This is a genomic window from Marinobacter albus, from assembly GCF_030238305.1.
GTDB classification, from domain to species: Bacteria; Pseudomonadota; Gammaproteobacteria; order Pseudomonadales; family Oleiphilaceae; genus Marinobacter; species Marinobacter albus.
Map to the genome: position 1 here is coordinate 296,381 of NZ_JASSQD010000003.1, position 25,886 is coordinate 322,266.

The window sequence follows — 25,886 nt, forward strand, 5'->3', positions numbered from 1 at the left end:
GATACGGCGTTCAGTCGAGAATGTAGGCGGTTTTCTCGAGGGCGTTCTCGTCTTCGTCAATAAAACGGAATTGATTCCAGCCAACCCGCACCATATCGTTGCTGTTCAGGCGCTGGCGGCTCTCGACGCGAATGTCGTTGACGAACGTGCCGTTGGTGCTGTCGCTGTCCGTGATGTAATAGTCAATCGTACCCTCGAGATAGGCGTTGGGTACGGCCTCGATAACCGCATGGTGGCCACTCACGGAAATCTCGTCGATCTGGATATCGTTGTCGGTGCGCCGGCCAATCCGGGTCTGGGGTTGGTCCAGCTCAAACGTGTTGACGACCACGTTGTCTACCAGCTGTGAAAACGATGCCATGTCAGGTTCCTCTGCTTAATTCAGGGTCATTAGTACTACAGACACGTTGTCCGATGCCTGATTGTCCAGGGCGGTTTCAATCAATGTCTCCACGGCGCATTCCGTGCTGCCAGCGTTCTTGAGTATGTCTTCCCAGTCCGGCTCCGGAACGGAGTTGGTCAGGCCGTCCGAGCAAAGCAGCAACTGATCGCCAGGCTGGAGGGAGTGGCTGCAGTAGCTGATTTCAAGCGGGTCCATGGCTCCGACCGCCCGGGTAAGCACGTTTCGAAACGGGACATTGGGGGCATCCGTCTCGCTGATGCTGCCATCCTCGAGCATGTTCTGGACGACGGTATCATCGCGGGTCAGGCAGTCGGCTTGCCCATGCCGGATCAGATAACACCGGGAATCCCCGACGTGGGCAACATGCGCGGTGCTCCCTTCGATCCAGGCCACCACCAGGGTGGTGCCCATCTTGTCCAACTGACTGTCGGAAGCCCGCCGCACCTGAATGCGCTCGTTGGCGAGAGCAAGCGCTGCACCGAGGTTTTTCCGGGTGGGCTCCTCGCCGGCGAACAGGCCCGGCGTAAGCGCCTCCATCACCGAATCGGCTGCCAGGCGGCTTGCAATCTCGCCCCCCTGGTACCCGCCCATGCCATCGGCAACGAGCATCAGCGCCGCACCGCCATCATCGCGGACTTGCCACGCCACCACATCCTGATTGCTTTCCCGAACCACTCCTGTGTGGCTCCGGCCTGCAACGTGAACGCTCATCAGGAGACCTCCTTCGCTTCCCTGACAGCCAGCCGGCGGACTGCTTCGGCCATGGCGGACGCGGACGCAAAGCGTTTGTCCGGCTCTCGCTGAATCGCCTTGTTGATCAGTCTTACCAGGCCATTGGGAAGATCGGCATTGAATTCGCGAACACTGCGGGGACGCTTGTTAAGAATCTGATAGGTCAGGTTGGCGAGGGTATCCCCCTGGTAGGGTGTTTCTCCGCTCACCAGTTTGTACAGGGTGACACCGAGACTGTAGATATCGGAGGCACCACTTACCTTCTGCCCCTTGAGCTGCTCCGGCGACATGTAAAGCGGGCTACCCATCACGCTGCCGGTGCGGGTCCGGGAGTCATCGGAAATCTTGGCAATGCCAAAATCGGTAATCTTGATGCCGCCGTCGTCCGGGTTGTAGATGATATTTCCCGGTTTAATATCCCGGTGCACGATTTTCTGGCTGTGGGCATAGGCCAGCGCATCTGCCACCTGGGCAATGATTTCCAGCACGGTATGCAATGGCAGTAACCGGCCTGGCTTGCCGAATTCACTCAGGGGCCGCCCCTTGGCGTAATCCATGGCGATGTAGGCCAGGTCCGCCTCTTCACCGACGTCATAAACCGTCACAATGGCCGGGTGATTTAGCCGACCTGCGGCTTCGGCTTCGCGGAAGAAACGGTCTTTCAGCTCCGCCAAATGACCGTCATCGAATGCCTCGTAGCTCAGGGTCTTGATGGCGACGGTCCGCGCGATTTTGGGGTCCTTGCCGAGGTACACAACTCCCATGGCACCGCGACCTATCTCCCGTTCGATCTCATAACGGCCCAGGGTGGGCCGGCTCAGGGACTGGGCTGGCATAAGCAGCGTTCGGGTACTGTCGAATCCGCCGGTTTGCAGGGACGCTGTTTCCGGGGACAATTTTTCCAGTGCAGAAAGCCGGTCCGCGGCATCCCGGAAACCCTTGCGGTTATCGAGGATGTCCCGGTAGGTCTGAATCGCTTTCTCGTACTGACGCTTCCGCTCCTGCTGGATGGCGATCTCGTATCGGACCTCAAGCGCATCCTCACAGACCGGACACGCCTCGACCGCATCCAGGGCCTCGTCGGTGTGCCCCTGTTGCAGCAGCAACCTCGCGAGACGCACGCGAGCCTCGCGGACGTTGGCACTCAAAGCACGAATCTCACGATCGGGCTGGAGCCAGAACAGCATGGTCACAAACCCGGCAACCAGCAGGGTGATCACCTCGCCCAGCGGTAACCATTCGCTGTGGTAGAACGTCAGCGCTGCCTGCAGAACAATCAGGGAGCCGCCCAGCAGGAGCGTGACCGGAAGTGCCACCGCCGCACCCATTCTCGGGATAGCAAGCACCAGATAGAGAGCCGAAAAAAACAGCCCCACGCGAATGGCCAGATCGGACCAGACCGGCTCGGACAGGCCCCGCGCCATCAGGGTCGACTGCAGTGCATCGGGCGGGATCGGGAGCGACAGGCTTTCGGATTCCGGCGCCCCCAGCAAACTGAGCAGGACTCGATCGGCCCAGCTCAGAAACGCAAACTGATCGCCGGCGAGGGCAAACAGGATCGCCGCAACAACCACCAACAGCCTCAGGCTGAACAAGTGCGAAAACAGGAAGAAGAGTGAGTTCACAGGCTACTTTATTCTAAATGTTTGATCTGGCTAGTTTAGAAACAGTGGACGCCCGGCGATACCGGTAAAGAAGTGTTTTTTGTAAGTGTTTGTTTACCTGAGAGGAAGCTCACGTATAGTAGCCCCAGCACCGATAAAGGATGGCGGACATACAGACATGACATTGAAGTTGCTGATTGCCCTGTTTTTCCTCCTGCTGGCCGGGATTGGCCTGTATCACACCAACAAGCCATTGCCGGCAGGCATCAGTTACCGGGGCACCCCCTCTCCGCTGGAAAACCCGGTTTTGCTTACCGATGTTACCCGGCACCACACGGACGGAACGGAAACCCTTGATCATGAAATTTTCGACGAAGTCCTGCGCCTGATCGGCAGCGCCGAAAAATTCGTGTTGGTGGACATGTTTCTGTACAACAGCACTCAGCCGGAGGGCGCCGCCCACCGGCCCCTCGCGAAGCAATTGACGGAAGCACTCCTGGCCCGCAAGCAGGCTCGGCCGGAGATTGCCATGATCGTCATTTCCGACCCGCTCAATACGATGTATGGGGGCTCCCGATCGCCCTGGTTCGAAGCCTTGCGCGAGGCGGGGATAACCGTCGTCGAAACCCGCTTGCCACCGCTGCGGGATAGCAACCCGGCCTGGTCGTCCCTGTGGCGGCCCTGCTGTCAGTGGTTGGGCAACGATCCTGACGGTGGCTGGCTGTCAAACGCCCTTGGCAATCGCCTGGTAACCGTGCGCAGCTACCTGGCGCTACTGAACTTCAAGGCCAATCACCGCAAACTGCTGGTGGTCGATCAAGGTTCCCGCCTCCGGGGCCTGGTTACCTCCGCCAATCCTCACGACGGTAGCAGTCGCCACGGGAACATTGGCCTCAGCTTCACCGGTAAGGCGGTCGCTGATCTCCTGAAAAGTGAACAGGCGGTGCTGGCCATGTCCGGCGCCGACACATCGGCAGTCGACCGGTGGATCACCATCGCCGAAAATCGTAAGGCTCCGGTAGCCGATAGCCGCACGGCTGCGCCGGACACGGGCCGCGTCATGGTGCTCACCGAGTCTGCGATCCGCGACAAGGCACTGGATATGATTGATCGTGCCGGCCCGGGTGACCACCTGGACCTGGCGGTTTTCTACCTTTCCCATCGCGGAATCGTTGACAGCCTGCTTGAGGCCCACCTACGTGGCGCCATATTGCGGGTGTTACTGGATGCCAACAACGAGGCCTTTGGCCATTCCAAGAGCGGAGTTCCCAATCGGCAGGCAGCGCTGGAGCTGCACCGGGCCGGCGCATCCGTGCGCTGGTGCAACACCAGAGGCGAGCAGTGCCACAGCAAGCTGCTGATGCTCAGACCGGAACAGGGCCACATCGAGATCCTGTTGGGCTCCGCCAACTTTACCCGCCGCAACCTGGACGATCTCAACCTGGAAACCAATGTCTGGCTGTCGCTGGCATCCAGCGCAGCGCCTGCTGCCAAGGCGGTTCATTTTTTCAACGAACAATGGCGGCTCGGGCCCGGTAATGACCCGGTCATGAGCCTGCCCTACGAGGCGTGGGCCGATGACTCCAGAGTCCGTTACTGGCGCTATCGCATTATGGAATTTACCGGACTTTCAACATTCTGAATTCAGTAGATGACAAGATTGTATGTTGAACAGCCTTCCATGTCTGGTCTATGGTCATAACACATAACTAAAAGCGGGAGCCCGATATGTCCGGTATTAGAAAGCACCTGAGATATGTTTCGTTTTTCATGGCCCTGATGATCAGCCTCGGGTCAGTCTGGTCCTCCACCGCCTCCGCGGCCATGGTCGGAACCGGAGAGATGATCAGTGGCCAGGAGGTCCAGCTGGATCGCCAGCAACTGATGGATATGCTGGAAACCCAGGAGGTTCAGGACAAGCTCGCCGAAATGGGTGTCAGCGACGATCAGGTCAGGGACCGGATCCAGAACCTGACACCGCAGGAACTGGCCGATTTCGAGCAGCAGCTCGCTGAAGCACCGGCTGGCCAGGATGTGGTCGGTATCATTGTTCTGTTCCTGTTGGTCTTCATCATTACCGACATCCTGTGTGCAACGAACATCTTCCCGTTCATCAACTGCATTCGGTAAGTGCCCTTCACCATCCTTCCTAAACCGGCCGGCAGCCTGACCAGTCTTCTACTGGTTCTGCTGCTGGCCGGCTGCGCTTCAGCCCCCAAATGGCCCTCAGGCACCGACGGCAATCCGTCGCTGCAGACACGCACGGTTCTGGATGAGGTTCCTTTCTATCCCCAGGAACGCTATCAATGTGGTCCGGCCTCATTGGCGATGATGCTGAACAGCCAGGGTCTGGAGACCAACCCGGAAGTATTGCGCGATCTGGTCTACATTCCAGGCCGGGAGGGATCATTACAGGTGGAGATGGTGGCCGCCGGGCGTGCCCACAACATGCTGGTCTACACCCTGGACGGCAGCCTGGAAAGCCTGCTCAAGGAGGTGGCGGCGGGCAACCCTGTTCTGGTCATGCAGAACCTGCTGTTCAACTGGTTGCCCCAGTGGCATTTTGCCGTGGTGATCGGTTTCGACGCGCAAAAGCAGACCATTATCCTGCACACGGATACCAGGGAACGCCATGAAACCAGCGTGGAGGTCTTTTCCAACACCTGGTCTCGGTCCGACAACTGGGCCGCCGTCATGCTGCCACCCGACCGAATTCCCGCGAGCGCCGAACCTCTGGCCTACCTGGCCTCGGCCAACGATCTCGAAACCACAGGGCGGACCAACGCGGCCATGACCGCCTACCAGACTGCGGAACGGCAGTGGCCGGATCAGCCAGCCGCCATTCTGGGCCAGGGTAACATCGCCTACACGCGCCAGAACCTGCAGGAAGCCACCAGCCACTTTGCTCGCCTGGTCTCCCGATTCCCCCGGGAAGCCGTTGGCTGGAACAACCTGGCCCACACACTGGGTGAAACAGGATGCCTCGAAGAGGCAAAACAGGCCCAGCGCTGCGCCTCAGCGCTGGCACCCGATCGTTTCGGCGCTCAAATCGATCCGGGCACGGCGGTGCAGAGTCCGAGTGACTGCCCGACACTGGACTGTCCTGCCCTCACTACGCCCCAGGAATAGGCGGCTTACGCAGCAACGCCACGTCCTTTCGAGGCACCGTCAATTCCCAGCCCAACTGCCCGGCAATGACGGCTAATGTCTGCTCCCGGTAAAAGACTACATGAGTCGGATCCCGTCGGTAATGCCAGTTGGCAAATCGCGCATCGTCCGTCTGAAAGCAGGTCATGATGCCCAGCCAGCCGCCTGGCTTTAGCAGCTCATCCAACTGATGGAACACCTTTGAAGGCCGATGCAGGTGCTCAATTACCTCGGTACAGGTCAGAAAATCATACCGTCGATTGAGCACGTCGGTTGAGGGGTGGAAAAACGGGTCATAGACACACATCTCCATGCCCGCTTCCTTCAGCATCCCGGCCAGTTCAGGGCCTGGCCCGCATCCGAAATCCAGGCCGGACAGCCCGGGCTCAAGGCGCTCCAGCAGAGGCTCCGCCAGCTTCGACAGGAACCGGCGATAGCCGGGATCCCCCGTGTCGTTTTCGTGGTAATCATAGACCGCCTTCTCCTCGGCTTCCGACAGCCGACAGGATTCCGACATCACCGTGGCTTCGCAGACCGGGCACCGCAGGTAATGCCGGGCACCGACCGTCTGGAAATCCATCAGTTGTCCCTGCTCGCACACCGGGCATGTCATGACATTCCGCCGCCGGTGCTGTCGGCCTCCTGAAGACCTGCGGCCGCCTGAACCCCATGGTCCAGATCGGTTTCCGGTAGCTCCCCGGCGCTGATGACCTCAATCCGGGACAGATCGCGGGGTTCGCAGTCAGTAACGGACAGCGAACCATCCACCATATTGAGCGTTCGCCAACCATCGAGACAGTGAATGACAGCCTTGAACCGTTCAAACCGACTGTCCATGGCCAATGCCATAAGCCGCTTTTCGTCAAACCGGATCTCCGGGTGAATCCGCCAGCCAAGGCTTACGTAGCCCTGCCCGGCGTTTCTGACCCGTTGCCACGGCTGCTCCTGAATGTCGGGCGCCGGCACAAAGCCCTTTTCATCATGATGATGGTGGGCGTGAGGGGTCGTTACTTCGGGCAGATCGGTCTGTCCGTCCAGCCATTCGGGCCTCAACCGGCCCAGGCTGGTCAGGAATACCCCCCGCTTTGTGCCGGCGAGAGAGGCAGCCCAGCGCTCAAAAGCGTCAACCTGCGCTGGCGAGGCAAGATCGGTTTTGTTGGCCACGAGAATGTCGGCCGCCGCCACCTGGTCACGAAACTGCACATTCTCGAGCACGCGAGGGTCTTCCAGCTTGCGGGGATCGACCAGTGTGATGACCGGCCCGAGATTAAGCACAGTTGCGTAATGCTCACCGGTCAGGGTCTCAAGGATCTGTGACGGATGACCCAGCCCAGTGGGTTCGATAATCAGACGATCGGGCCTGGCCTGCCGGATCAGCTGGTTCAGACCAACCTGCATAGGCAGGCCGGCTACACAACACATGCAGCCCCCGGGGATTTCCTTGATCACGGCACCCTCGGACTGCAGCATCGCACCGTCTATGCCGACCTCGCCAAATTCGTTGACCAGCACCGCCCAGACCTCGCCGTCGGGTTTGGCTTTCAACAAGTCCAGAATCGCGGTGGTTTTGCCGACACCCAGAAAACCGAGGATCAGGTTGGTAGGAATGGATGTTTTCATGAACGGTATTGCCGCCTTATCGGTTCTTCTGTGTTAACAATCGGTCCAGCCGGAGACGCTCACGGTCGTCGAACAGCCGGCGACTGCCCCACGATACCGCCATCAGGGTTCCGAAACCGGTGCCGACGGTGATAGTCAGCATCACCAGAATCTGGTACTTCACCGCCACCGCGGGAGGGCTGCCGGCCAGAATCTGGCCAGTCATCATGCCCGGCAAGCTGACGATACCGGCGGCGGCCATGGCGTTGATGGAGGGCATCATACCGCTGCGCATGGCGTGTCTGCGGATGTCTTCAAGAGCATCCCGCCAGGGCTCACCGAGCATCAGGCGGTTCTCGATGATCGAGCGCTGGCTCCAAACTGACTCGTTGAGACGGTCCAGGCTCAGGGCCACGCCGGTCATGGTGTTACCCAGCATCATCCCGAGCAACGGAATGGCGTACTGCGGCGCATACCAGGGTTCAGGACCAATGATGACCGCGAGCGTCAGCACTGTCACTGTGAATGAGGAAACAAACATGGCGCCGGTGCCAATGCCGAAGGACCAGAAGCCCCTCAGCCGGCGCTGTTGGCGAGCCATGACTTCCCGGCCAGCCACTAACAGCATGACCGTGGCCAACAGGGCGATCCAGTAGAATTCGGAAGACGCGAACAGTGCTTCCAGCACCAACCCGATCAGCGCAAGCTGGATGACCGTGCGGGTGGCGGCAATGAGGAGACTGCGGGCCACACCAAGCCGGGTGGTCAGGCAGACACCCGCCAGTGCCAGAATCAGCACCGCGGTGAGGGCCAGCTTCCACCAGGCGAGATCAATGACTTCCATGGACGGGCTCCAGTGCATGACCCCGAATGCAGTAGTGCCGATCAGCCACGCGTTCAATCTGGGCGGCATCGTGGGCGACCCAGATCACCGGCAGATCCCGCTTCCTGATTTCCTCAAGCAGCCAGCTTTCAACCTGACGGATCATGGCGTCATCAAGGTTCGCGGTGGGTTCGTCAAGCAGCAGGACCCGGGGATTCCGGACCAGTGCACGCAGCACAGCCAGGCGTTGCTTCTCCCCCGAGGATAACCGGTTCACCGCCCAGTCCATCACGTCCGGCGGGAACCCGAGCGCGCCGGGTACCTCGCGGGCATCCGAACCAAAATGAGAGCCGACGTCCTCAAACCACCACTGGCTGTCCGCCGGCACCATCATGACCTGCTGGCGCCAGATATGCCCGGGCACAGTTCCCTGGAATGTTTCGTCCAGCAGCACCCGGCCCTCATGGGGATCCAGGTCCGCTACAGCTCGGAGCAGGCGGCTTTTGCCACTGCCTGAAGGCCCGGACACACAAACAATGTCACCGCCATGGACCGAGAGATCGACAGCGTGCAGCGTTCCAACGGAGAGCTTGTCCAAAGTCAGCGTCGTCAAATCGTGCTCCGCAATGGTCAGGACTGCTCGTTTCCGTTAAGAAACATCCGGACCAGGCGATCCGAGAGGAAAACATGGGCAAAAGCCGGATACGGCAGATAGTGAGAAAGCAGGGTCGCGGCGATCAGCAGGTCGAACCCGGTGTCCAGAAATACCCAGGCACCGAACGCCAGGAACAAAGCCCCCAGAAAACCGCCGTAAATCCACAGCGCCCGCGACCGCTCTTCCGGTAAAGGCTCCCGCTTCAGGGCGCGGGCCACCGAGAACCCCATGTAGGCCGCGATCAGTGCTGCAATCAGAACGGACGGCAGTACACCGGTGAATCCGAGAAGAAAACGGCAGAGATAATTCGCAAGGAAAAACAGGACAATACCGGTGACTGCGACAATCGTAATTCGTGTCTTTTCCATAAAGACCTTATAGACCGTTTGAGGGCCGCTCCGTGATGAGGTTGGCCCGTTTGTATTGCGCAAGCGCTGTCGAAAACGCTTCGACCAGATCTTCCGGAATCCCCCGTCGAAAGGCAAGGTATACCGGCCCGCCACTGATCGCGACGTCTGACAGCTCAATCTTGTCGGTCACCCCCATACGATCGGCCTGATTCAACACCACGTACCGGTTGGCAAGCGTGACATCGATGCGCCCCGGCAACAGCATGCGCAGTCCGGAGTCGATACCGGGCATCCTGATTTTCTCGAAGTTGGTGGCGCTGGCAAATCCCGAAGAGTAGGAGTAACCGGGCGAGATTCCGACTCTCAGACCGGCAAGCAAGGCCGTGCCTGCATATTAACGTGGATGATGTCCGAATGATGGCAGAGGCTACGGGAAAGCGCCAGCACAGAGGCTGTAAGCCCGGTACACCCCTGCTATCATGTGCTCACTCAGCCATCAACCGGACCACAGATGACCACCAGTTCCTCCACCCGTCTGAACAAATACATCAGCGAAAGCGGACTCTGCTCCCGGCGGGAGGCCGACCGTTACATCGAACAGGGCAACGTCTACATCAACGGTAAACGCGCCACGGTGGGCGATCAGGTATTGCCCACCGACACGGTCAAGGTCAACGGTCAGGTCATTGAGCCGCGATCAGAAGACGACCTGGTTTTCATTGCCGTCAACAAGCCGGTGGGCATCGTCAGTACCACCGACACCGCCGAAAAGCAGAATATCCAGCGGTTTATCGGTCACAGCGAGCGCATTTTCCCCATTGGCCGGCTCGACAAGGATTCCCAGGGCCTGATCTTCATGACCAGCAACGGTGACCTGGTGAACAAGATTCTCCGGGCCGGCAACAATCACGAAAAGGAATACCTGGTCACCGTCGACAAGCCCATCACCAAAGACTTTATTCAAGGCATGGCCGGCGGCGTACCGATCCTGGGCACCGTCACCAAGAAGTGTAAGGTTCAACAGGAATCCCGATTCGTTTTCCGGATCGTCCTGGTCCAGGGTCTGAATCGCCAGATACGCCGGATGTGCGAGCACTTCGGCTATGAAGTCACCAAACTCGAACGCATCCGCATCATGAACGTCAGCCTGGGCGGCCTCCCGGTTGGCCAATGGCGAGACCTCACCAGCAAGGAGCTGACGGTGCTGTTCGACGCCATCAGGGATTCCTCATCCGAGGCACCGGCGGGAACCCGTAAAAAGACCCGCCCCGCCAAACCGGGCGGCGCTGCCACTGGCAAGCGTCCCGGCAACAAAGCCCGCAAACCCGCCGCTGGCAATAAGCCGGCCGGGAAGCCTCCGGGGCGTTCAGGTGCCAAACCGGCAGCAAGCCGGAAGCCAAAGAAACAGCGCCAGCGCAGCACCAAGCGTTAGCGGCGGCCGTATCATTCCCCTCGCCAGTTCACGCTGTAAAGGTCATGGCGGCGGTCCTGAAGATTCTTCACCGTACCGCTGTTGCGCGCAGTAATCAGTACTTCCGGACGCAAGTCGGCAAAGGCCACCGTTTCCACATTGGGCTCTGTGTCAGCGGCGATACCATCCCGGGCGAACGGAAAATCACAGGGCGTCAGAATGCAGCTCTGGCCGTACTGGATTTCCATGTTTGGCACGTTGGGCAGGTTGCCGACATTGCCGGACATGACCACGTAAACCTGATTCTCCACCGCCCTCGCCTGGCAGCAATAACGTACCCGCAGATAACTCTGACGCTCGTCGGTGCAGAACGGCACGAACACGATCTGGACACCCTGATCCACGAGGTGTCGGGTCAGCTCTGGAAATTCTGCGTCGTAACAGATCAGCACACCAATCGGTCCGCAATCGGTTTCAATGGCACTGACCCGGTTCCCGCCCCGCACGTTCCACCAGTAGGCCTCATTCGGCGTCGGGTGAATCTTGGGCTGGGTGAACACCTGGCCATCGCGCAGACAGATATAGGCGGTGTTGTGAACGGACCCGTCCTCCTCTCGGACAGGCGTGGAGCCGGCAATAATATTGATGTTGTACCTGAGGGCCAGATCCCGCATCAGGTCCCGGTAACGTCCGGCATAATGGGTAACCGCAGCGAACGCCTCGGCCGCGCTTCCATCCCGCCGTTCAATGGACAGCAACTGGAGCGTAAACAGCTCCGGGAACACCACGAAGTCGCCCTTGTAGGTGGATACGACATCCACGAAATAGCGGACGATCTCGCTGAACTCGTCGAATGAACGGACCGGCCGTTGCTGGTACTGGACGGTTCCAACGCGCACCGTATCCGGCATCCGCCTGCCATAGCGCTTGCTCTGCTCGCCCGAACCGTTCTGGGGGACTTTCGGGTTACGCCAGACCAGATGAATGCCGTACCCGAGCGAGTCGTGGTCGGCATCGAGGTAATGGGGAATGATGCCGTGCACTTCGAAGCCATTGTGGAGCTGGAACGACAACACCGGATCCGACTGCTCCTTGGAACGGATGGCTTCAACGTACTCCTCGACGGACTCGTATTTCTTCAGCCGCTTGCGCAGGGTCGGCAGACGCCCGGCGAACACAACACCCTGCAACTCGAGGCTCTGACACAGCTGCTTACGTTCGTTATAGAGACGCTCGCCAATGCGGTAACCGCGACATTCAGGGTCCACGCACACTTCCATGCCATAGAGCCAGTCGCCCTCCGGGTCATGGCGTGAGGCGTACCCGTTTCCGGTGATGGACGTCCAGTCATGGGGCGCCAGGGCAATGGCCCCGGAAATCCGGAAGGTTGCGCAGTAGCCAACCACGGTTTCGCCGAGCATGGCGACAAACTGGCCTTCGGGGAAGGTGTTGATCTGGCCAGTCAGAGGGCCCTTGGTATAGCCATACATGCCTGTGCCTTCATACACACGGCGGCTCAGTTCAATGATTCCGGGAATGTCAGAGAGGGAGGCATTGCGCACGAACAGACGCTGATCGGGATCCGAAAACGGAGGACTCATAACCACCTCAGTGCAAGCGCAGGACTAACCTCATCTTTGGTGAGAGTCGGCGGTTTCGTCAAGGGAATTCGCCAGCGGGAAACGTTCCACCACGGTGTAGACGGAACCCGAGCCACCCTGGGTGCTTTCCAGCAGGACAAACTCCTCAACCAGAAACGCACCGAAGCAACCCTCACGGTGCGCCGCCAGCACTCCGGCCACTGAACCCCGCTGTTTCCGGAACCGTGCCAGGGTAATGTGAGGACGGAACGGTCGCTTCTCGAAATGGAACCCGAGATGCCCCAGACGTTCTTTCAGGATGCCATGGAGGGCTACCACCGGCGGCTCGGGGCAGACACCGGCCCAGACATTGCGGGGTGTTTCCGGGCGACCAAAACACCCCACGCCCCGCACCTCAAGCTCGAAACCGGCCAGTGGCAGCTCCTTCAGCGCCGAGCTGATCTCCGGCAGGCTCTCCCTGTCCACATTACCGAGGAACAAGAGGGTCAGGTGCAACTGGCTGGCATGCTGCCATTTGGCACCGGCAACCGGAGCGGCTACGTTGAGCAATCCTTTTTTCACGGGTGCCGGAATTTCCAGGGCGAAAAACAGGCGCGCCATTGCCCTATTCCCCGTATATCATCTTCCGGACCATGCCCCCGTCCACCACGAAGTTCTGGCCGGTAATGAAGCCCGCTTTTGGCGAGATCAGATAGTCCGTCATTGACGCGATATCTTCCGGCACCCCAACCCGGCCGACCGGATGTTGAGAATGATCTTCCTTGGTCAGCGGCGGAACGCCTTCGGAACTCCCCTGATGGGCCCGGGTATCAATCCAGCCCGGACTGATGCAGTTCACCCGGATTTCAGGGCCCAGGCTCATGGCGAGAGCGTGTGTCAAGGCAACAATACCGCCTTTGGTGGCCGCATAGGCTTCGGTATCCGGTTCCGACTGCAGGGCCCGGGTGGAGGCAATGTTCACGATCGCGCCCCGGGCTTGCCTCAGGTGGGGAACCGCATGTTTGGCGACCAGAAACGGACCGGTCAGGTTCACGTCCAGCCGGCGCTGCCACTCCTTGAGACTTAACGCCTCGACGGGACCGGTCTCCGGATTGGCAATGCCGGCGTTATTGATGACGGCATCCAGGCGCCCTCCCCAGGACAGTGTCTCGCGGAGCATTCGTTTCACATCGCGTTCGCTGGCGACATCGCCGGCAACAAACTTCAGCAACCCCTTGCCCGCTGACTCCAGCGTTTTGCCCACTGTGTCATCGAGGTCGCTGAAGACGACTTTCCAGCCTTCATTGCTCAGGTGCTGGACAATGCCCCGGCCAATGCCTTTCGCACCGCCGGTCACCAATGCCACTCGTTCAGAAGGGTTCACGGTAACCTCCGGTCACGGGAATGATCATTCTATCGTCGCGGCTAACCCGGATTCTGGCAAGGGCAAGAGGGCAAAACAGTACAGTAAGGCGGGTGGCAGCTGCCGGAAAACCCGACAGCTGCTCTGATTTTTCGAACCTTAGTCGACGCGTTTGAGGGTGACGTCGATGTTGCCACGGGTGGCGTTGGAGTAGGGGCAGACCTTGTGGGCTTCATCAATCAGCTGCTTCGCCTGGGCGTCGTCCATGCCCGGCAGGCTGATGCCCAGCTCTACCTCAATACCGAATCCGCCTGGAATCTGTCCAATGCCGACCGAACCTTCAATTGAGGCATCTTCCGGCATATCCAGCTTGTCTCGTCCGGCGACAAATTTCATGGCACCAATGAAGCATGCGGAATATCCCGCGGCGAACAACTGCTCCGGGTTGGTGCCTTTACCACCAGCACCACCGAGCTCCTTTGGCGTGGTCAGTTCGACGTCCAGAATTCCGTCCGAGGAAATGGCACGGCCATCACGGCCCCCGGTGGCTTCTGCAGATGCACGGTAAACGACCTGTTCGATCGACATAACACTCTCCTTCTCTACTTTGATGGTGGACGCCCGAGGCTGCACGGCAACCTCAGGACTTCCCGGATTCCAGATGGTTGAGAAGACGCTGCCTCAACGCATTCAGCTGATTTTTCAGCTCCTCCAGCTCATCCAGGGAACAGCCGGAAGCCGAGGCGACTTGGGGCGGGACGCCCAGCGCCTGTTCCCTGAGACTGTGCCCTTTGCCGGTCAGATGAATCATGACCTGACGTTCGTCTTCGGCGGAGCGCCGCCGGGTGAGCAGTTCCTGCGCTTCCAGGCGTTTGATCAGCGGCGTCAGCGTCCCGTAATCAAGGTGCAGACGTTCCCTGAGCGCAGATACCGACACGCCGTCGTTGTCCCACAGCACCAACATGACCAGATATTGCGGGTAGGTGAGCCCGAGATCGGACAGCAGTGGCTTGTACAACTTGGTCATTGCCAGCGACGCCGAATACAGGGCGAAGCACATTTGACGGTCGAGCTTCAGCAACCCGTCCTGTGATTCACAACCGTCAGCGTTTTTGAGTTCCACGAATTTAACCTCGCACACGATTACCTTGTGTACGAGGTAAATTAGCAAACAGTTCATGAAATCGCAAAAAAGCATCGAGAAGTCCCCACCTGGGCGGGGACAGGATCGAAAGGGCTATTTTTCAGCAGGTGTCGGACGCACCAGAATTTCGTTTACGTCGACGTGGGCAGGCTGGGACACCGCATACATCACAGCGCTGGCTATGTCCTCCGGTTTCAGAGCATGTTCCGGACGTTCGTCAAAGAACGGTGTGTCCACCATACCTGGTTCGATCAGGGTGACCCGAATACCCGAACCGCGAAGTTCTTCGCGTACGCCATAACCAATTGCGGAAACCGCCCATTTTGTCGCGCTGTACATAGAGCCGGGAATTGTCACTCGACCGGCGGCGGATCCGGTCAGCAGGAGGTGCCCCTTGCTTTCACGGAGTGCCGGCAGGCAATGCTGCACCGTCAGACCCACACCGTAAATATTTGTCAGGATCATGTCCTTCCAGACTTCCGGATCGGCCTTACTGAACCCGCCGGGCTCGCCGCCACGACCGGCGTTGGCAAAGACTGCGTCAATCCGGCCGAATGTCGCCAGCGCCCGTTGCACCATCGCTTTCTGATCGTCGCCATCCTGTACATCACACCGGACCGTCAGTACGGTTTCGTCGCCACCCAGCTCCCGGGCCAGTCCGCTCAGTTTTTCCTCGGATCGCGCGGCCAGCACCAGGCGGTAACCTTGTTTGGCGGCCGCCCGCGCAGTGGCAGCACCGATGCCCGAGGAGGCGCCTGTAATGAGCATTACCGGCTGATTTGCCATAAGTCTGGTCTCCAATCGAAAAATTACGAAGTGTGTTACGACGCTTTGGGTGCCGTCGATCAATGGATCACTAACCCCGAGACAAGTGATGCCCCAACAATCAGTCGATATTGATCAGCAACACCCCGATGATGGCGAGGGCGAGCAAAAACCACCGAGCGTAGAAATCGGGTTTGTCATCACCCTTATCGGACGCAACGGCAGTGTTACCACCGGCCTCGTATTCCTGAACCAGTTCTCTGGCCCGGTACAGGTCCTCGTCCTCCACGTGGACATTGCTGAAACCGGCGGCACCGATTTCGCCCATGGCACCTTGCAGGTAGTGTCCGCCCACATGGGCGTCAAGACCGTGGGCATTGAGATATCCCGCTACAATGTGTGCCTCGGTGATGTCCCGGGCCCGATAGGCTATTTGCATCGCCCTGCTCCTTCTGTGATCTTTGAGGGCAGAACCCGCCGCGATCAACGGGTATTATTTCAAGCATAGTTCGCCCCCATGTCCGGGGCCAATTTGATACGGACGCCCCATGCTCTGGATTCTTCTGGCTATCGTTGCACTGATTATTGTCGTCACCCTGGTGCTGTTCCGGGTTGAGGACCTGTCTCACCTCGACAGCCACGAGCACCCGGTCCGGGAGGGCCCTCCGAGCGATGCTCACCAGGAAGTCCTCGGCCGTATTAGGGAACTCGGACAAAGCTCCCGCGGGCTCAGGGGCAAGGCGCGCCTGACTGCCCTGCGGAAACATATGGATGGTCTGAGCGACGGGCTGAGCCTTGATTCCGAATTTCGTGCCAACGACAGCCCCCGGGGCGAATGGGTGATTGCTCCGGGCGTCGACACCCGTCGACGGGTCTTTTACATCCACGGTGGCGCATGGGCGGCTGGCAGCCCAAGAAGCCATCGGGGAATTACGGACCGATTTTCCCACCTGGCCAACGCCGCGGTTTTTGCGGTGGACTACCGGTTGATGCCTGAGAACCGCTACATGGACGGAGTCCGGGATTGCCGTAAGGCCTATGCCTGGTTGTTGAAGCACGGGCCGGATGGCCCCGGGGAGGCTTCTTTCGTAGTGGTCGCGGGTGACTCGGCGGGCGGCAGCCACACCCTCGGATTGCTGGCGTGGATCCGGGACAACGGACTTCGTCAGGCCGATGCGGCCGTAGCCCTGTCGCCGTCGACCGACCTGACCCTGACGGCGCCCAGCAATCGCGAAAACATCCGCACAGATCCGCTGCTCGGGCCCGCATTCGGGGGGCTGTCAAAAATTCCGTTGCCGGTGATCTGGTGGGCCACCCTTGCTGCATTCCGGGTGTCACCCGCAAGCGCCGTGGCGTCGCCGGTCCGGGGTGATCTGCGCAATTTGCCACCCACCCTGATTCACGCCAGCGATACCGAAATGCTGCTCGATAACGCCCGCAGGTATACCGCCAAGGCCCAGGCCGAGGGGTCGCCCGTGGAGCTGCACACCTGGGCCGGCATGGTCCATGTTTGGCACATTTTCGTGTCACTGCTACCGGAAGCGGAAGAAGCCTTCGAAGATATCAAAGAATTTTTGCACAGGGTCGAATCGGGCAGCGCTCAGCCGCAAACGACTCAGACCTGAACCTTGCCGCGCAGAGCCTTGGTCTTGCCCTTCTTGGTTTTACGGTCAACCCGCTTGCGTTGAGCGGATCGGGAGGGTTTGGTGGGCCGGCGGGCTTTTCGCGGTTTGACCGCTTCCAGTATCAGGTCCTTCAGCCGCTTCAGGGCGTCTTCCTTGTTCAGCTCCAAAGTCCGGAAGGATTGTGCTTTGATAACAAGGATACCGTCCTTGCTGATCCGCTGATCATTCAGCGCCATCAGTCGCTCCTTGTAGAACGGAGGCAGGCTCGAGTGCAGGATATCGAATCTCAGGTGAACGGCTGAGGCGACCTTATTTACGTTCTGGCCGCCGGCTCCCTGAGCCCGGATCTGGGTAAGCTCGATCTCCCAGTCGGCGAGTTCAACAGCATTGGATAGTTTCAGCATTCAGTAAGGGTAACAAATCCGGAGGCCCCAGGCCTCGAAAACCCGGTAACCTGAGACATGTGCGGAAGATTCACTTTCTATACACCACCGGAAACCCTGATCAATCACTTCTTCCCGGAGGGGCTTGAAGTCGACGGGCACTTCGACCCCGATTACAACATCCCTCCGGGGGTGGGCATTCCGATGATTCGCACCAGCATGAACGGCACGCTCATACTGTCGCATTCGCACTGGGGCTTCCGCCCTGTTTGGGCGGGTGACAAGGCGCCAGCACCGATCAACGCCCGTGCTGAAACCGTGGCTACGTCCCGGTATTTCCGGGAAGCCTTCGCCCATCACCGCTGCCTGATCCCGGCCAACGGCTGGTACGAATGGAAGCAAACCGAGCGGGGAAAGGAGCCACACTACCTGACCCCCGCCAATCCACGGCAGACCCCTGCCATCTTCTTTGCGGGCATCTGGACGCCCAGAGAGGGCGACGACACCACCGCCTGCGCCATCATCACCGAACCGGCCAGCGATGTGTTCAGGCACATCCACGACCGCCAGCCGGTCGTGCTTGACCCAGCCTGTTTCAAAGGCTGGCTGGATTCCTCATTGACCGATCGGGATGACATTCGCTCTGTCACCCACCGTCTGCCGGTGGAACAGCTGGAGGCGTTCCCGGTCTCCAGCGACGTCAACAATCCTCGCCACAATGAACCGGACCTGATCAACCCAGTGTGACGCCGCGGCTGTGGGTTCACCCAATGACAATAAACCGTAACCTGACATCCGGACCGTTCGGTAATAAGGTTTGTCGTAAACCTTTTCCCGGAGTTACGGAATGGCAGTCACGCTTAGACAATCACTTGTGCTGGTGATTCTCGCCTTTGCGCTCGGCGGCTGTGCCAGCAACCAGAACCTGCAAACCGGAACCGACGCGGGGCTTAAGCGAGTTGAGCCGGTTCCGTCATCGGACAAAGCCCATAGGCTCTGGCAGGTCTACGAACGCTATGCGGGGGCACCCTATGAATATGGTGGCACCTCGGCCGACGGATTCGATTGCTCCGGTTTTATCCTCACCGCATACCGGGAAGGGCTTGGGCAGCAATTACCCCGTACGACCTCACAGATGCTCCGGTACGGCAAAGTCGTTGCGCCGGATGCGGTCCAACCGGGCGATCTGGTGTTTTTCCGAATCCGCGGCAAGGAACAGCATGCCGGCATTTACATGGGCGATGACCGCTTTATCCACGCTTCCACGTCCGTCGGTGTCACCCAGTCAAAACTCGACGGTTATTACTGGAAAGACCGGTATACCGAGGCACGGCGATTTGACTAGACCGGGAATCGCCCTAGCGTTTCTCGCGCACGTAAGCATGTAGAGGGGGTCCACCATGCTGTAGAGCGACCCGCCGCAGTGGGTACCCACGTAGTTGGTGTTGAACCAGTGCTGGCGCATTTCGACCGTCGCGGTACTGAAATCGTCGGCGATATGAGCCACTTTGACGCCAGCACCCAGGTAGGGCCCGAAGGTGGTCAACCTGCGCCGCAACGCCCCGGCGCTCGCAAACCACTGGCGGATTTTTCTGTTCATGAGTACGCCCCTGCAGTGAATTCGGCTTTACATAGCAGCCTATCTTCAACAAGCGCACCCAAGGATGCAATCAAAATTCATACGGTCGTTTGATTTTCCAGAAATCCGATACCGGTCCGATCACAGTCCGCCGAAGGCAAGCTGCAAGGCGATGGCGGCCATCATCAGACCGATCACGCCGTCGATAATGCGCCAGGCCATGGGGCGCGAAAGAACCGGCGCCAGCGCGGAGCCACCCCACGCCACCAGCGTGAACCACAGAATCGAGGCACTGCTGGCCCCGGCCAGAAACGTGGTGGTGCTTTCCTGCTGGGCGCCCACCGCGGGAATCAGCAGGAGCGTATCCAGGTAAACCTGAGGGTTCAGCAGCGTTACCGCCAGGGTAGTGAAGAGCACACCTTTGAGGCTGCGCCGGGTGATTTCGCCGGCTTCCAGGGCCAACCGCCCCCGACCGGCCCGGTAGAAAGCCTGGACCGCCAGCCAGCCGAGAAAAACGACTCCCAGCCAGCGCAGAATTTCCAGTGCCTGTGGCATGGCCATCAGGGCGGCGCTGACACCGAACATCCCCAGGGTAAACAGGGACACGTCCGCGATCATGCAGATGCCGGCGGACCACCAATGGTGCTCACGGCGGATCGCCTGGCTCAGAATGTAGGCATTCTGGGCACCGATTGCCACGATGATGCCACCGCAGACCACCAATCCTGTCAGATAACTTTCCAGCACAGCATGAACTCCTCAGTTGATGGCGCAAGAATAACGGTTCCCGGCTATACTTGAAATTCATACTCGTAATGCTGCATAAGATTTTCTAATGATTGATTACAAGCTGCTGGAAGCCCTGGCAACCGTTATCGAATGCGGCGGGTTCGAACGCGCCGGCGCCGCGCTCGGCCTCACTCAATCCGCCGTGTCCCAGCGAATACGGACGCTCGAGATTCGTCTCGGCCAACCCGTACTGGTTCGCAGTCCCGCCCTGAAGGCGACGCCGGCGGGCCAGCGGCTGCTGAACCATGTGCAACAGGTTCAGCTACTGGAGCGCGACCTCGCCCGCTCCATCCCCGCCATTTCGGAACCGTCTGCCCGGCTGCGAATTGCCCTGAACGCCGACACCCTGGCCACCTGGTGGGCCGGGGCAATAGGAGCGTTTTGCAGTGACGAGGCCTTGCTACTGGACCTGGTGATCGAGGATCAGGACATTGGACTGCGTCGCATGCGCGAAGGCGATGTGGCCGCCTGCCTGTGCAGCAGCCCGCAACCAGTCGCCGGCGCGCGCAGTGTGCCGCTCGGCAGTATGGCTTACCTACCTCTGGCCACACCGGCTTACGTCCGGCGGCATTTCGGTGATGGCTTTAACGAACAGAGCCTGGAGACAGCGCCAGCCATCGTGTTTGGGCCCAATGACCAGCTCCAGCATCGTTTTCTGGCACAGTGCGGTTTCCACGGCAGCGTCCCGCACCACCTTTGCCCGTCGTCGGAGGGGTTTGTGAAGCTGGCATTGGCGGGAATGGGCTACGGCATGATTCCCGAGATGCAGGCGCGCAGGGAGTTGGACGCAGGTACACTGGTCAGCATTGCGCCCGGTAAGTCCTTGCAGGTACAACTATACTGGCATTTTTGGCGTCACAGTGGCGGAATCATGGATCGACTGACCGATACGCTGACAGCCGCCAAACCATTTACGTATTAAAGGAGCTCTGAGAATGGCCACACTGATTGCCGGCCTGGTTCTGTTTTTGGGTATTCACTCGCTTTCCATCGTCAATGAGCCGCTGCGGAACCGCTTGCAGGCCTCTCTGGGCGAATGGCCGTTCAAGGGACTCTATTCGATCGTCGCCCTGATCGGGCTGGTTCTGATTGTGATCGGCTACGGCGCGGCCCGACTGGACCCCACCGTTCTGTACACGCCGCCAGGCTGGTTGCGACACCTGGCCATGCTGTTGCTGGTGCCGGTGTTTCCTCTTCTGTTTGCCACCTATTTTCCTGGCCGCATCAAGGCCACGCTCAAACACCCGATGCTGGTTGCAGTCAAACTGTGGGCCTTGGCACACCTGCTGGCCAATGGAATGCTGCACGATGTGATTCTGTTCGGGGCATTCCTGGCCTGGGCCGTTGTTGACCGCATCTCCATGAAGCGAAGAACCCAGCGAGCGATCCCTGCCCTGCCCGCGGGGAAAGCCAATGACCTGATCGCTGTCATCGGCGGGCTTGCGGTTTATGTGGTCACCGTCGTCTGGGCCCACCAGTGGCTGATCGGCGTATCCCCCACCTGATAGGAATAGGTGGGACACGGTGAAACACCTGGTAGCGGTTTACGGGACCCTGAAGCGTGGCTGCTCCAACAGCGGTCTGCTTCGGGAGGCAACCTTTCTTGGCGAGGATGCTTTGACCGGGTTGACGTTGTATGACCTTGGCCCCTACCCCGGCGCGGTGATCAGGCCCTCGGACGGCGTAGTGGTTGAGGTGTACGCCATTAACGACCGTATCCTCGCGGATCTGGACGTTCTCGAGGACTATTTCCCGGCAGCACCGGAAGAGAGCCTGTACCTGCGCAAGCGCATGGCAACACATCATGGCTCTGCGTGGGTCTATATTTACAACAGGCCGGTTGCATCCCACCGGCGCATAACCTCGGGCGTGTGGTAACCAGCGCCCGCCCATTCGCACTGACAAGGACCCGATTTTGGACCTGACAACGCCTGCCCTGCTGTTCCCGGCGATTTCATTGTTACTGCTGGCCTACACCAATCGCTTCCTGGTTCTTGCCCAGCTCATTCGTCAACTGAAACAGATGGACACGGAGGAAGATCACGCGCTGATTGCCCGTCAGATCAACATGCTCCGCAAACGCATCGTGCTGACCAAGCGCATGCAGGCCTATGGCGTCCTGAGTTTTTTCCTGTGCACCATGTCGATGTTCCTGCTGTTCCTGGGCGCGGAGATGCCGGGCATTGTGGCCTTTGGCATCAGCCTGGTTCTGCTGTCCCTATCTCTGCTTTACTCCCTCTACGAGATACAGATATCCACCAACGCCATCAACGTCGAGCTGTCCAGCTTTGAAGCGCGCAAGAGCGCTCCGCAGGAGGATACCAATTAAGGGTGCTGTCGCGGCGAAACGCCAAACCAGTGTGGGAAACGCAGCAGACAGAACAGCGCGACCATGTCGTACACCGCGTGCCAGATCATAACCATGGAAAGGCTGTCGGACAGGGCGTAGGCGGTGCCCAGCAGCAATCCGAGCCCTGTCGCAACGAGAAAATAGGTGAAGGAAATGTAGTGCACCAGACCAAAGAGCAATGAGGCGACTGCAATCGCGGTCGTTTCGCCCAGGCTGCCAGTGAGCCAGCCCTGCACCGCTCCCCGGAATAGCAACTCCTCACCGACCCCGGCAATGACGGACAACACCACCAGAATCGCCCCACCAAAACTGGCGGCAAAATCGTGAAGATTTTTCATCTGGCGTTCGAGATTGTCCGGGAACAGACCCGGTATGCGGGTGAGCGCAATCAGCACCCCATAGGTACCGACAGCACCCAGACAACCCCAGGTAACACTCTGCAGCCAGGACAGCCCGCTATTCTGAACCGGGATACCAAAGACCAGTATGGCAACCAGCCCCACCACACCTATACCACCCTGAAATAGCAGGGCGCTGAGCGCGGAGATTCCGGAACGGGAGCGCCCGACAGCCATCAGGACTCGAACAGGCCTTTTACCGGGAGCAGGTCACCGTACTCCGGAACCTGTTTCTGGGCCTTGGCCTGGAAAGTTTTCATCATGTCACCCGGCCGGAACATGCCTGCCTGCCAGGTCGCCATGTAGCGAAGGCTGTCTTCGACGGAGTGATCACGGCTGTAGTTGAGCATTTCCTTGCAACCGGTGACCGCCAACGGGGAATTGGCACTGATCTGGCTGGCGATTTCCATAACGGCTTCCAGCAGCGAATCCTGGTCCGGGTAAAGAGCGTTAACAAAGCCAAGGTTCTGGGCTTCCCGAGCCGAAAACTTCCGACCGGTGTAGGCCAGTTCCCGGACCACACCCTCCGGCATTAGCTTTGGCAGCCGTTGCAGGGTGCCGACGTCTGCCGTCATGCCGAGCTCGGTCTCCTTGATGGTGAAGTAGGCGTCCTCGGTGCAGTAACGGCTGTCGGCGGCACACACCAGATCCAGGGCGCCGCCGATGCAGCCACCGTGAATGGCGGCGAGTACCGGCAGACGAACCTTTTCAAGGGAGGTCAGGGTGTCCTGGAGCTGCAGGACAACGCGGCGGAGGTTTTCCGCCATACGGCCCGGATCACCAGTCATGGGCACGGCTTTCGGATCGCTGAAAACCCCCAGATCCATACCTGCAGAGAAGTGCTTGCCGGTACTGGAAATAACGATCACCCGGGCATCGGTATTGGCCTCAATGTCCTGCATGCATTTCGGCAGTTCCAGCCAGAAAGCCTTGTTCATGGTGTTCAGCACGTCCGGGCGGCTGAACTGAACGTGGGCGATGAAATCTTTCACTTCAACGTTGAAGCTTTCGTAAGTGGCAAGATCAGACAAGACAGGACTCCTCCATAGGTTTTGTTTTTGGGCCAGAAAGCACTAGCCTGGCCAGCAACACAACATCATTACCCAGCTAACCATATGCCGACAACCCGGGGCAGGTAAATTCTGATACGTTCAGCCCGATTGCCTCTGCCAACCAGCTTGCTGTTTGATTCGGGCAATACCATGCTGAAGATTCACTGTAAGAGGCGAAAAAATATGACACAGCGCTTTCAGGCACGAACGGGAGAAGTGGGCGGCATACCCGTGGCCCGAAATCTTCCGACTCGGGGCCGTCGCCAGATCGGCGCCTGGTGCTTTCTTGATCACATCGGCCCGGTAACCTTCGATGAAGCCGATCCGGGCCTGCGTGTCGGCCCACATCCTCATATCGGGCTGCAAACGTTCACCTGGATGATTCAGGGCGAGCTTCTGCACCGGGACAGCCTTGGCACTGCCCAGCCGGTCCGACGGGGCGAAGTCAATCTGATGACCGCGGGCCAGGGGATCAGTCACACCGAGGAATCACTGTTCGGTGACCGGACGCTGCACGCCGCCCAGTTGTGGATTGCCCTGCCTGAGGCCGACCGCAATACGCCACCGCGATTTGATCATTATCCCGCTCTGCCCTGCTGGCAGAATCAGGGAGCAACCTGGACACTGCTGACCGGTCAGTACGAGAAACGTCAGGCCGACACCCTGCACTACTCGCCTCTGGTTGGCCTGGATATTGACTGCGAGTTGCGCCAGACCCTGGCACTGGAACTGAATCCCGAATTTGAATACGGCATCCTGCCACTGACCGGAGCCTGTGAAATTAACGGCGAGCGGTTCGAGGCGGACGAACTTGCCTACCTGGAAGAGGGCCAGACAACGCTGGCCGTAACCTGTGATCCGGCAACCCGCCTGCTCCTCATCGGCGGGGAACCTCTGGAGAAGGAGGTGATCATGTGGTGGAACTACGTGGGTTATCACAAAGAGGAAATAGTCGAGGCCGAGCAGGACTGGGACACCGAAAGCCTCCGGTTTGGCAATATTCCCGAGTGGCCGGGTGAGCGGCTCCAGGGGCCGCCGTCACCGTGGCGACGGTGAGGCCGCCAAAAGCTCTTCGCCGTCCACCAAGCGGGCGCGGATCCGCGGGAGATACTCCGGGTAGTTCTCCTGGAGGAAGGTAACCAGGCCCTCGCGTATAGCACACCTCAGATCCCAGGCCTTACTGGAATCCGGGGCACTCATCAGGAAGCGTACCTGGATCGTCCGGTCGTCGGAGTCAGTCACCTGTACCGTTTCCACCTTGCCATCCCATTGCGGTGCCTCCCGCAACAGCCGGGCAAACTCCTCCCGTAGCGGAACAATCGGCATGCCGTAATCGAGCCGGATGAACACGGTGCCGAGCAGATCGGAGTTGTTCCTGGACCAGTTCTGGAACGGATTCTCGATGAACCACTGCAGGGGCACGATCAGGCGCCTTAAATCCCAGACCCGCAACACCACATAGGTGGCCGTCACCTCTTCCACCCAGCACCACTCACCCTGCACGTACAACACATCATCGATTCGGAACGGCTGGGTCAGCGCAATCTGCATTCCAGCCAGCAGGTTCCCCAACACCGGCCTGGCGGCAAAACCCAGAATGATGCCACCAACACCTGCCGACGCCAGCAGGCTGCCACCGACATGGCGAACCGAATCGAAAGTCATCAGGGCTGCACCGAGACCGAGGATCACAATGAGAATATTCAGGCCACGGACCAGGAAGCGGGTTTGGGTTTCCACTTTCCGGGCCCGTTTCCATTCACCCTCGAGAACCGGGTTCAGTGTGACGATGACATCGCCGAGGGCCGAGGTACATCGCACCAGCGTCCAGGTACCGGTGATAATCAGCAACAGCGTTGCTGTGTGCTGCAATTCGGCCAGAAACGGAAGTCTGGAAGGGGCAGCCTCAAGGACACCATTGAGCACCATCAAACAGATAAAGATGCCCAAAGCCCTGGCTGATGCATCAAGGAAGAGGCGGGGGACCGCCTTACGGCGCGTGAGCCGCCGGATTATGCCGAGAACCAGACGGAAAACAGCGTAAGTCAGAGCGACGGACACGAGGGCCGTCAGGCCCGGATACAACCAAGAACTCGTGCCCGCCTCAAGAGATTCCAACATGCCCTGCTCCGAC

The 25,886-nt window shown here is 59.4% G+C and carries 33 protein-coding genes; 12 read left to right on the forward strand and 21 right to left on the reverse strand.

Annotated features, from left to right (window positions below; genetic code table 11):
• Positions 1 to 10 precede the first annotated feature (10 nt).
• From QQF73_RS16205 to QQF73_RS16215, 3 genes are read right to left on the reverse strand one after another with little or no spacing between them, the layout of a single operon-like run.
• Positions 11 to 361, reverse strand: coding sequence for an FHA domain-containing protein (locus QQF73_RS16205; protein WP_219868380.1), 351 nt, complete (start codon positions 359 to 361; stop codon positions 11 to 13).
• Positions 362 to 376: 15 nt separating this feature from the next.
• Positions 377 to 1,114 (reverse strand): Stp1/IreP family PP2C-type Ser/Thr phosphatase, encoded by a 738-nt coding sequence (locus QQF73_RS16210; protein WP_219868381.1) that lies wholly within the window; start codon positions 1,112 to 1,114, stop codon positions 377 to 379.
• On the reverse strand, positions 1,114 to 2,760 hold the full coding sequence (locus QQF73_RS16215; protein ID WP_219868382.1) for a serine/threonine-protein kinase: 1,647 nt from the start codon (positions 2,758 to 2,760) through the stop codon (positions 1,114 to 1,116). The genes QQF73_RS16210 and QQF73_RS16215 overlap by 1 nt, the downstream gene beginning before the upstream one ends.
• A gap of 157 nt (positions 2,761 to 2,917) precedes the next feature.
• On the opposite strand from QQF73_RS16215, the gene QQF73_RS16220 reads away from it, so the two are divergent.
• From QQF73_RS16220 to QQF73_RS16230, 3 genes are all read left to right on the forward strand, one after another.
• The gene (locus QQF73_RS16220) at positions 2,918 to 4,381 is read left to right on the forward strand and encodes a phospholipase D-like domain-containing protein (RefSeq protein ID WP_219868383.1); all 1,464 of its coding nucleotides are present in this window, start codon (positions 2,918 to 2,920) and stop codon (positions 4,379 to 4,381) included.
• 128 nt (positions 4,382 to 4,509) lie between these two features.
• The gene (locus QQF73_RS16225; protein WP_228743603.1) at positions 4,510 to 4,869 is read left to right on the forward strand and encodes a PA2779 family protein; all 360 of its coding nucleotides are present in this window, start codon (positions 4,510 to 4,512) and stop codon (positions 4,867 to 4,869) included.
• On the forward strand, positions 4,870 to 5,868 hold the full coding sequence (locus QQF73_RS16230; RefSeq protein ID WP_219868385.1) for a PA2778 family cysteine peptidase: 999 nt from the start codon (positions 4,870 to 4,872) through the stop codon (positions 5,866 to 5,868).
• Here the strand turns inward: QQF73_RS16230 and QQF73_RS16235 are convergent.
• Genes QQF73_RS16235 through QQF73_RS16260 form a run of 6 tightly spaced genes read right to left on the reverse strand, consistent with a single transcriptional unit; the run spans position 5,852 to position 9,692 of the window.
• Positions 5,852 to 6,466 (reverse strand): class I SAM-dependent methyltransferase, encoded by a 615-nt coding sequence (locus QQF73_RS16235; protein WP_228743571.1) that lies wholly within the window; start codon positions 6,464 to 6,466, stop codon positions 5,852 to 5,854. The two genes, QQF73_RS16230 and QQF73_RS16235, sit on opposite strands and share 17 nt — an antisense overlap.
• Before the next feature lie 29 nt (positions 6,467 to 6,495).
• Positions 6,496 to 7,506 carry a CobW family GTP-binding protein gene (locus QQF73_RS16240; protein ID WP_219868387.1) on the reverse strand — a complete coding sequence of 337 codons (1,011 nt, stop codon included), beginning with the start codon at positions 7,504 to 7,506 and terminating at the stop codon, positions 6,496 to 6,498.
• 16 nt (positions 7,507 to 7,522) lie between these two features.
• Positions 7,523 to 8,329, reverse strand: a complete 807-nt coding sequence (locus tag QQF73_RS16245; protein ID WP_219868388.1) for an ABC transporter permease — start codon at positions 8,327 to 8,329, stop codon at positions 7,523 to 7,525.
• Complete coding sequence (locus QQF73_RS16250) at positions 8,316 to 8,921, reverse strand: ABC transporter ATP-binding protein (RefSeq protein ID WP_285368852.1); 606 nt, start codon at positions 8,919 to 8,921, stop codon at positions 8,316 to 8,318. The genes QQF73_RS16245 and QQF73_RS16250 overlap by 14 nt, the downstream gene beginning before the upstream one ends.
• A 17-nt stretch (positions 8,922 to 8,938) precedes the next feature.
• Positions 8,939 to 9,331 carry a hypothetical protein gene (locus QQF73_RS16255; protein ID WP_219868390.1) on the reverse strand — a complete coding sequence of 131 codons (393 nt, stop codon included), beginning with the start codon at positions 9,329 to 9,331 and terminating at the stop codon, positions 8,939 to 8,941.
• Between the two features lie 7 nt (positions 9,332 to 9,338).
• Positions 9,339 to 9,692, reverse strand: coding sequence for a substrate-binding periplasmic protein (locus tag QQF73_RS16260; protein ID WP_219868391.1), 354 nt, complete (start codon positions 9,690 to 9,692; stop codon positions 9,339 to 9,341).
• A gap of 132 nt (positions 9,693 to 9,824) precedes the next feature.
• On the opposite strand from QQF73_RS16260, the gene rluF reads away from it, so the two are divergent.
• Positions 9,825 to 10,745, forward strand: a complete 921-nt coding sequence (gene rluF, locus QQF73_RS16265; RefSeq protein ID WP_219868392.1) for a 23S rRNA pseudouridine(2604) synthase RluF — start codon at positions 9,825 to 9,827, stop codon at positions 10,743 to 10,745.
• Between the two features lie 11 nt (positions 10,746 to 10,756).
• Here rluF and QQF73_RS16270 read toward each other — a convergent pair whose 3' ends face one another.
• The 7 genes from QQF73_RS16270 to QQF73_RS16300 all read right to left on the reverse strand — a co-directional run bounded on the left by QQF73_RS16270 (position 10,757) and on the right by QQF73_RS16300 (position 16,015).
• The gene (locus QQF73_RS16270) at positions 10,757 to 12,325 is read right to left on the reverse strand and encodes a carbon-nitrogen hydrolase family protein (protein ID WP_219868393.1); all 1,569 of its coding nucleotides are present in this window, start codon (positions 12,323 to 12,325) and stop codon (positions 10,757 to 10,759) included.
• 30 nt (positions 12,326 to 12,355) lie between these two features.
• Positions 12,356 to 12,925: an RNA 2',3'-cyclic phosphodiesterase gene (gene thpR / locus QQF73_RS16275; RefSeq protein WP_219868394.1), complete on the reverse strand. Its 570-nt coding sequence runs from the start codon at positions 12,923 to 12,925 to the stop codon at positions 12,356 to 12,358.
• Positions 12,926 to 12,929: 4 nt separating this feature from the next.
• A complete protein-coding gene (locus QQF73_RS16280) occupies positions 12,930 to 13,688 on the reverse strand; it encodes an SDR family oxidoreductase (RefSeq protein WP_219868395.1) in 759 nt (252 codons plus the stop codon).
• 138 nt (positions 13,689 to 13,826) lie between these two features.
• Entirely contained in the window at positions 13,827 to 14,255 is a 429-nt protein-coding gene (locus tag QQF73_RS16285; RefSeq protein ID WP_219868396.1) for an organic hydroperoxide resistance protein, read from the reverse strand.
• 52 nt (positions 14,256 to 14,307) lie between these two features.
• Positions 14,308 to 14,727, reverse strand: a complete 420-nt coding sequence (locus QQF73_RS16290; protein ID WP_228743606.1) for a MarR family winged helix-turn-helix transcriptional regulator — start codon at positions 14,725 to 14,727, stop codon at positions 14,308 to 14,310.
• A 177-nt stretch (positions 14,728 to 14,904) separates the two neighbouring features.
• Positions 14,905 to 15,597: an SDR family oxidoreductase gene (locus tag QQF73_RS16295; RefSeq protein ID WP_219868397.1), complete on the reverse strand. Its 693-nt coding sequence runs from the start codon at positions 15,595 to 15,597 to the stop codon at positions 14,905 to 14,907.
• A 100-nt stretch (positions 15,598 to 15,697) separates the two neighbouring features.
• Positions 15,698 to 16,015: a putative signal transducing protein gene (locus tag QQF73_RS16300; protein ID WP_219868398.1), complete on the reverse strand. Its 318-nt coding sequence runs from the start codon at positions 16,013 to 16,015 to the stop codon at positions 15,698 to 15,700.
• Positions 16,016 to 16,124: 109 nt separating this feature from the next.
• On the opposite strand from QQF73_RS16300, the gene QQF73_RS16305 reads away from it, so the two are divergent.
• A complete protein-coding gene (locus QQF73_RS16305; RefSeq protein WP_219868399.1) occupies positions 16,125 to 17,201 on the forward strand; it encodes an alpha/beta hydrolase in 1,077 nt (358 codons plus the stop codon).
• On the opposite strand, the gene arfB is transcribed toward QQF73_RS16305, so the two are convergent.
• The gene (arfB, locus tag QQF73_RS16310; RefSeq protein ID WP_219868400.1) at positions 17,192 to 17,605 is read right to left on the reverse strand and encodes an alternative ribosome rescue aminoacyl-tRNA hydrolase ArfB; all 414 of its coding nucleotides are present in this window, start codon (positions 17,603 to 17,605) and stop codon (positions 17,192 to 17,194) included. The genes QQF73_RS16305 and arfB overlap by 10 nt on opposite strands.
• A gap of 57 nt (positions 17,606 to 17,662) precedes the next feature.
• On the opposite strand from arfB, the gene QQF73_RS16315 reads away from it, so the two are divergent.
• Together QQF73_RS16315 and QQF73_RS16320 are read left to right on the forward strand one after the other, a co-directional pair.
• Positions 17,663 to 18,331 carry an SOS response-associated peptidase gene (locus QQF73_RS16315; protein ID WP_219868401.1) on the forward strand — a complete coding sequence of 223 codons (669 nt, stop codon included), beginning with the start codon at positions 17,663 to 17,665 and terminating at the stop codon, positions 18,329 to 18,331.
• A gap of 100 nt (positions 18,332 to 18,431) precedes the next feature.
• Complete coding sequence (locus QQF73_RS16320; protein ID WP_219868402.1) at positions 18,432 to 18,929, forward strand: C40 family peptidase; 498 nt, start codon at positions 18,432 to 18,434, stop codon at positions 18,927 to 18,929.
• A gap of 375 nt (positions 18,930 to 19,304) precedes the next feature.
• On the opposite strand, the gene QQF73_RS16325 is transcribed toward QQF73_RS16320, so the two are convergent.
• On the reverse strand, positions 19,305 to 19,910 hold the full coding sequence (locus QQF73_RS16325) for a LysE/ArgO family amino acid transporter (protein WP_219868403.1): 606 nt from the start codon (positions 19,908 to 19,910) through the stop codon (positions 19,305 to 19,307).
• Positions 19,911 to 19,998: 88 nt separating this feature from the next.
• Between QQF73_RS16325 and QQF73_RS16330 the strand changes: the two genes are divergently transcribed.
• Genes QQF73_RS16330 through QQF73_RS16345 form a run of 4 tightly spaced genes read left to right on the forward strand, consistent with a single transcriptional unit; the run spans position 19,999 to position 22,281 of the window.
• The gene (locus QQF73_RS16330; RefSeq protein ID WP_219868404.1) at positions 19,999 to 20,874 is read left to right on the forward strand and encodes a LysR family transcriptional regulator ArgP; all 876 of its coding nucleotides are present in this window, start codon (positions 19,999 to 20,001) and stop codon (positions 20,872 to 20,874) included.
• Between the two features lie 13 nt (positions 20,875 to 20,887).
• Positions 20,888 to 21,457: an NnrU family protein gene (locus tag QQF73_RS16335; RefSeq protein ID WP_219868405.1), complete on the forward strand. Its 570-nt coding sequence runs from the start codon at positions 20,888 to 20,890 to the stop codon at positions 21,455 to 21,457.
• Between the two features lie 19 nt (positions 21,458 to 21,476).
• Positions 21,477 to 21,830, forward strand: coding sequence for a gamma-glutamylcyclotransferase family protein (locus QQF73_RS16340; protein ID WP_219868406.1), 354 nt, complete (start codon positions 21,477 to 21,479; stop codon positions 21,828 to 21,830).
• Between the two features lie 37 nt (positions 21,831 to 21,867).
• The gene (locus QQF73_RS16345; protein ID WP_219868407.1) at positions 21,868 to 22,281 is read left to right on the forward strand and encodes a DUF2721 domain-containing protein; all 414 of its coding nucleotides are present in this window, start codon (positions 21,868 to 21,870) and stop codon (positions 22,279 to 22,281) included.
• Here the strand turns inward: QQF73_RS16345 and QQF73_RS16350 are convergent.
• Entirely contained in the window at positions 22,278 to 22,877 is a 600-nt protein-coding gene (locus QQF73_RS16350; RefSeq protein WP_219868408.1) for a CPBP family intramembrane glutamic endopeptidase, read from the reverse strand. The genes QQF73_RS16345 and QQF73_RS16350 overlap by 4 nt on opposite strands.
• Positions 22,877 to 23,731 carry a crotonase/enoyl-CoA hydratase family protein gene (locus QQF73_RS16355; RefSeq protein ID WP_219868409.1) on the reverse strand — a complete coding sequence of 285 codons (855 nt, stop codon included), beginning with the start codon at positions 23,729 to 23,731 and terminating at the stop codon, positions 22,877 to 22,879. Before QQF73_RS16355 ends, QQF73_RS16350 begins: the two co-directional genes overlap by 1 nt.
• Before the next feature lie 204 nt (positions 23,732 to 23,935).
• Here QQF73_RS16355 and QQF73_RS16360 point away from each other — a divergent pair, with 204 nt between their 5' ends.
• Complete coding sequence (locus QQF73_RS16360; RefSeq protein WP_228743572.1) at positions 23,936 to 24,808, forward strand: pirin family protein; 873 nt, start codon at positions 23,936 to 23,938, stop codon at positions 24,806 to 24,808.
• Here the strand turns inward: QQF73_RS16360 and QQF73_RS16365 are convergent.
• Complete coding sequence (locus QQF73_RS16365; RefSeq protein ID WP_285368853.1) at positions 24,791 to 25,873, reverse strand: mechanosensitive ion channel family protein; 1,083 nt, start codon at positions 25,871 to 25,873, stop codon at positions 24,791 to 24,793. The two genes, QQF73_RS16360 and QQF73_RS16365, sit on opposite strands and share 18 nt — an antisense overlap.
• Between the last annotated feature and the right edge of the window lie 13 nt (positions 25,874 to 25,886).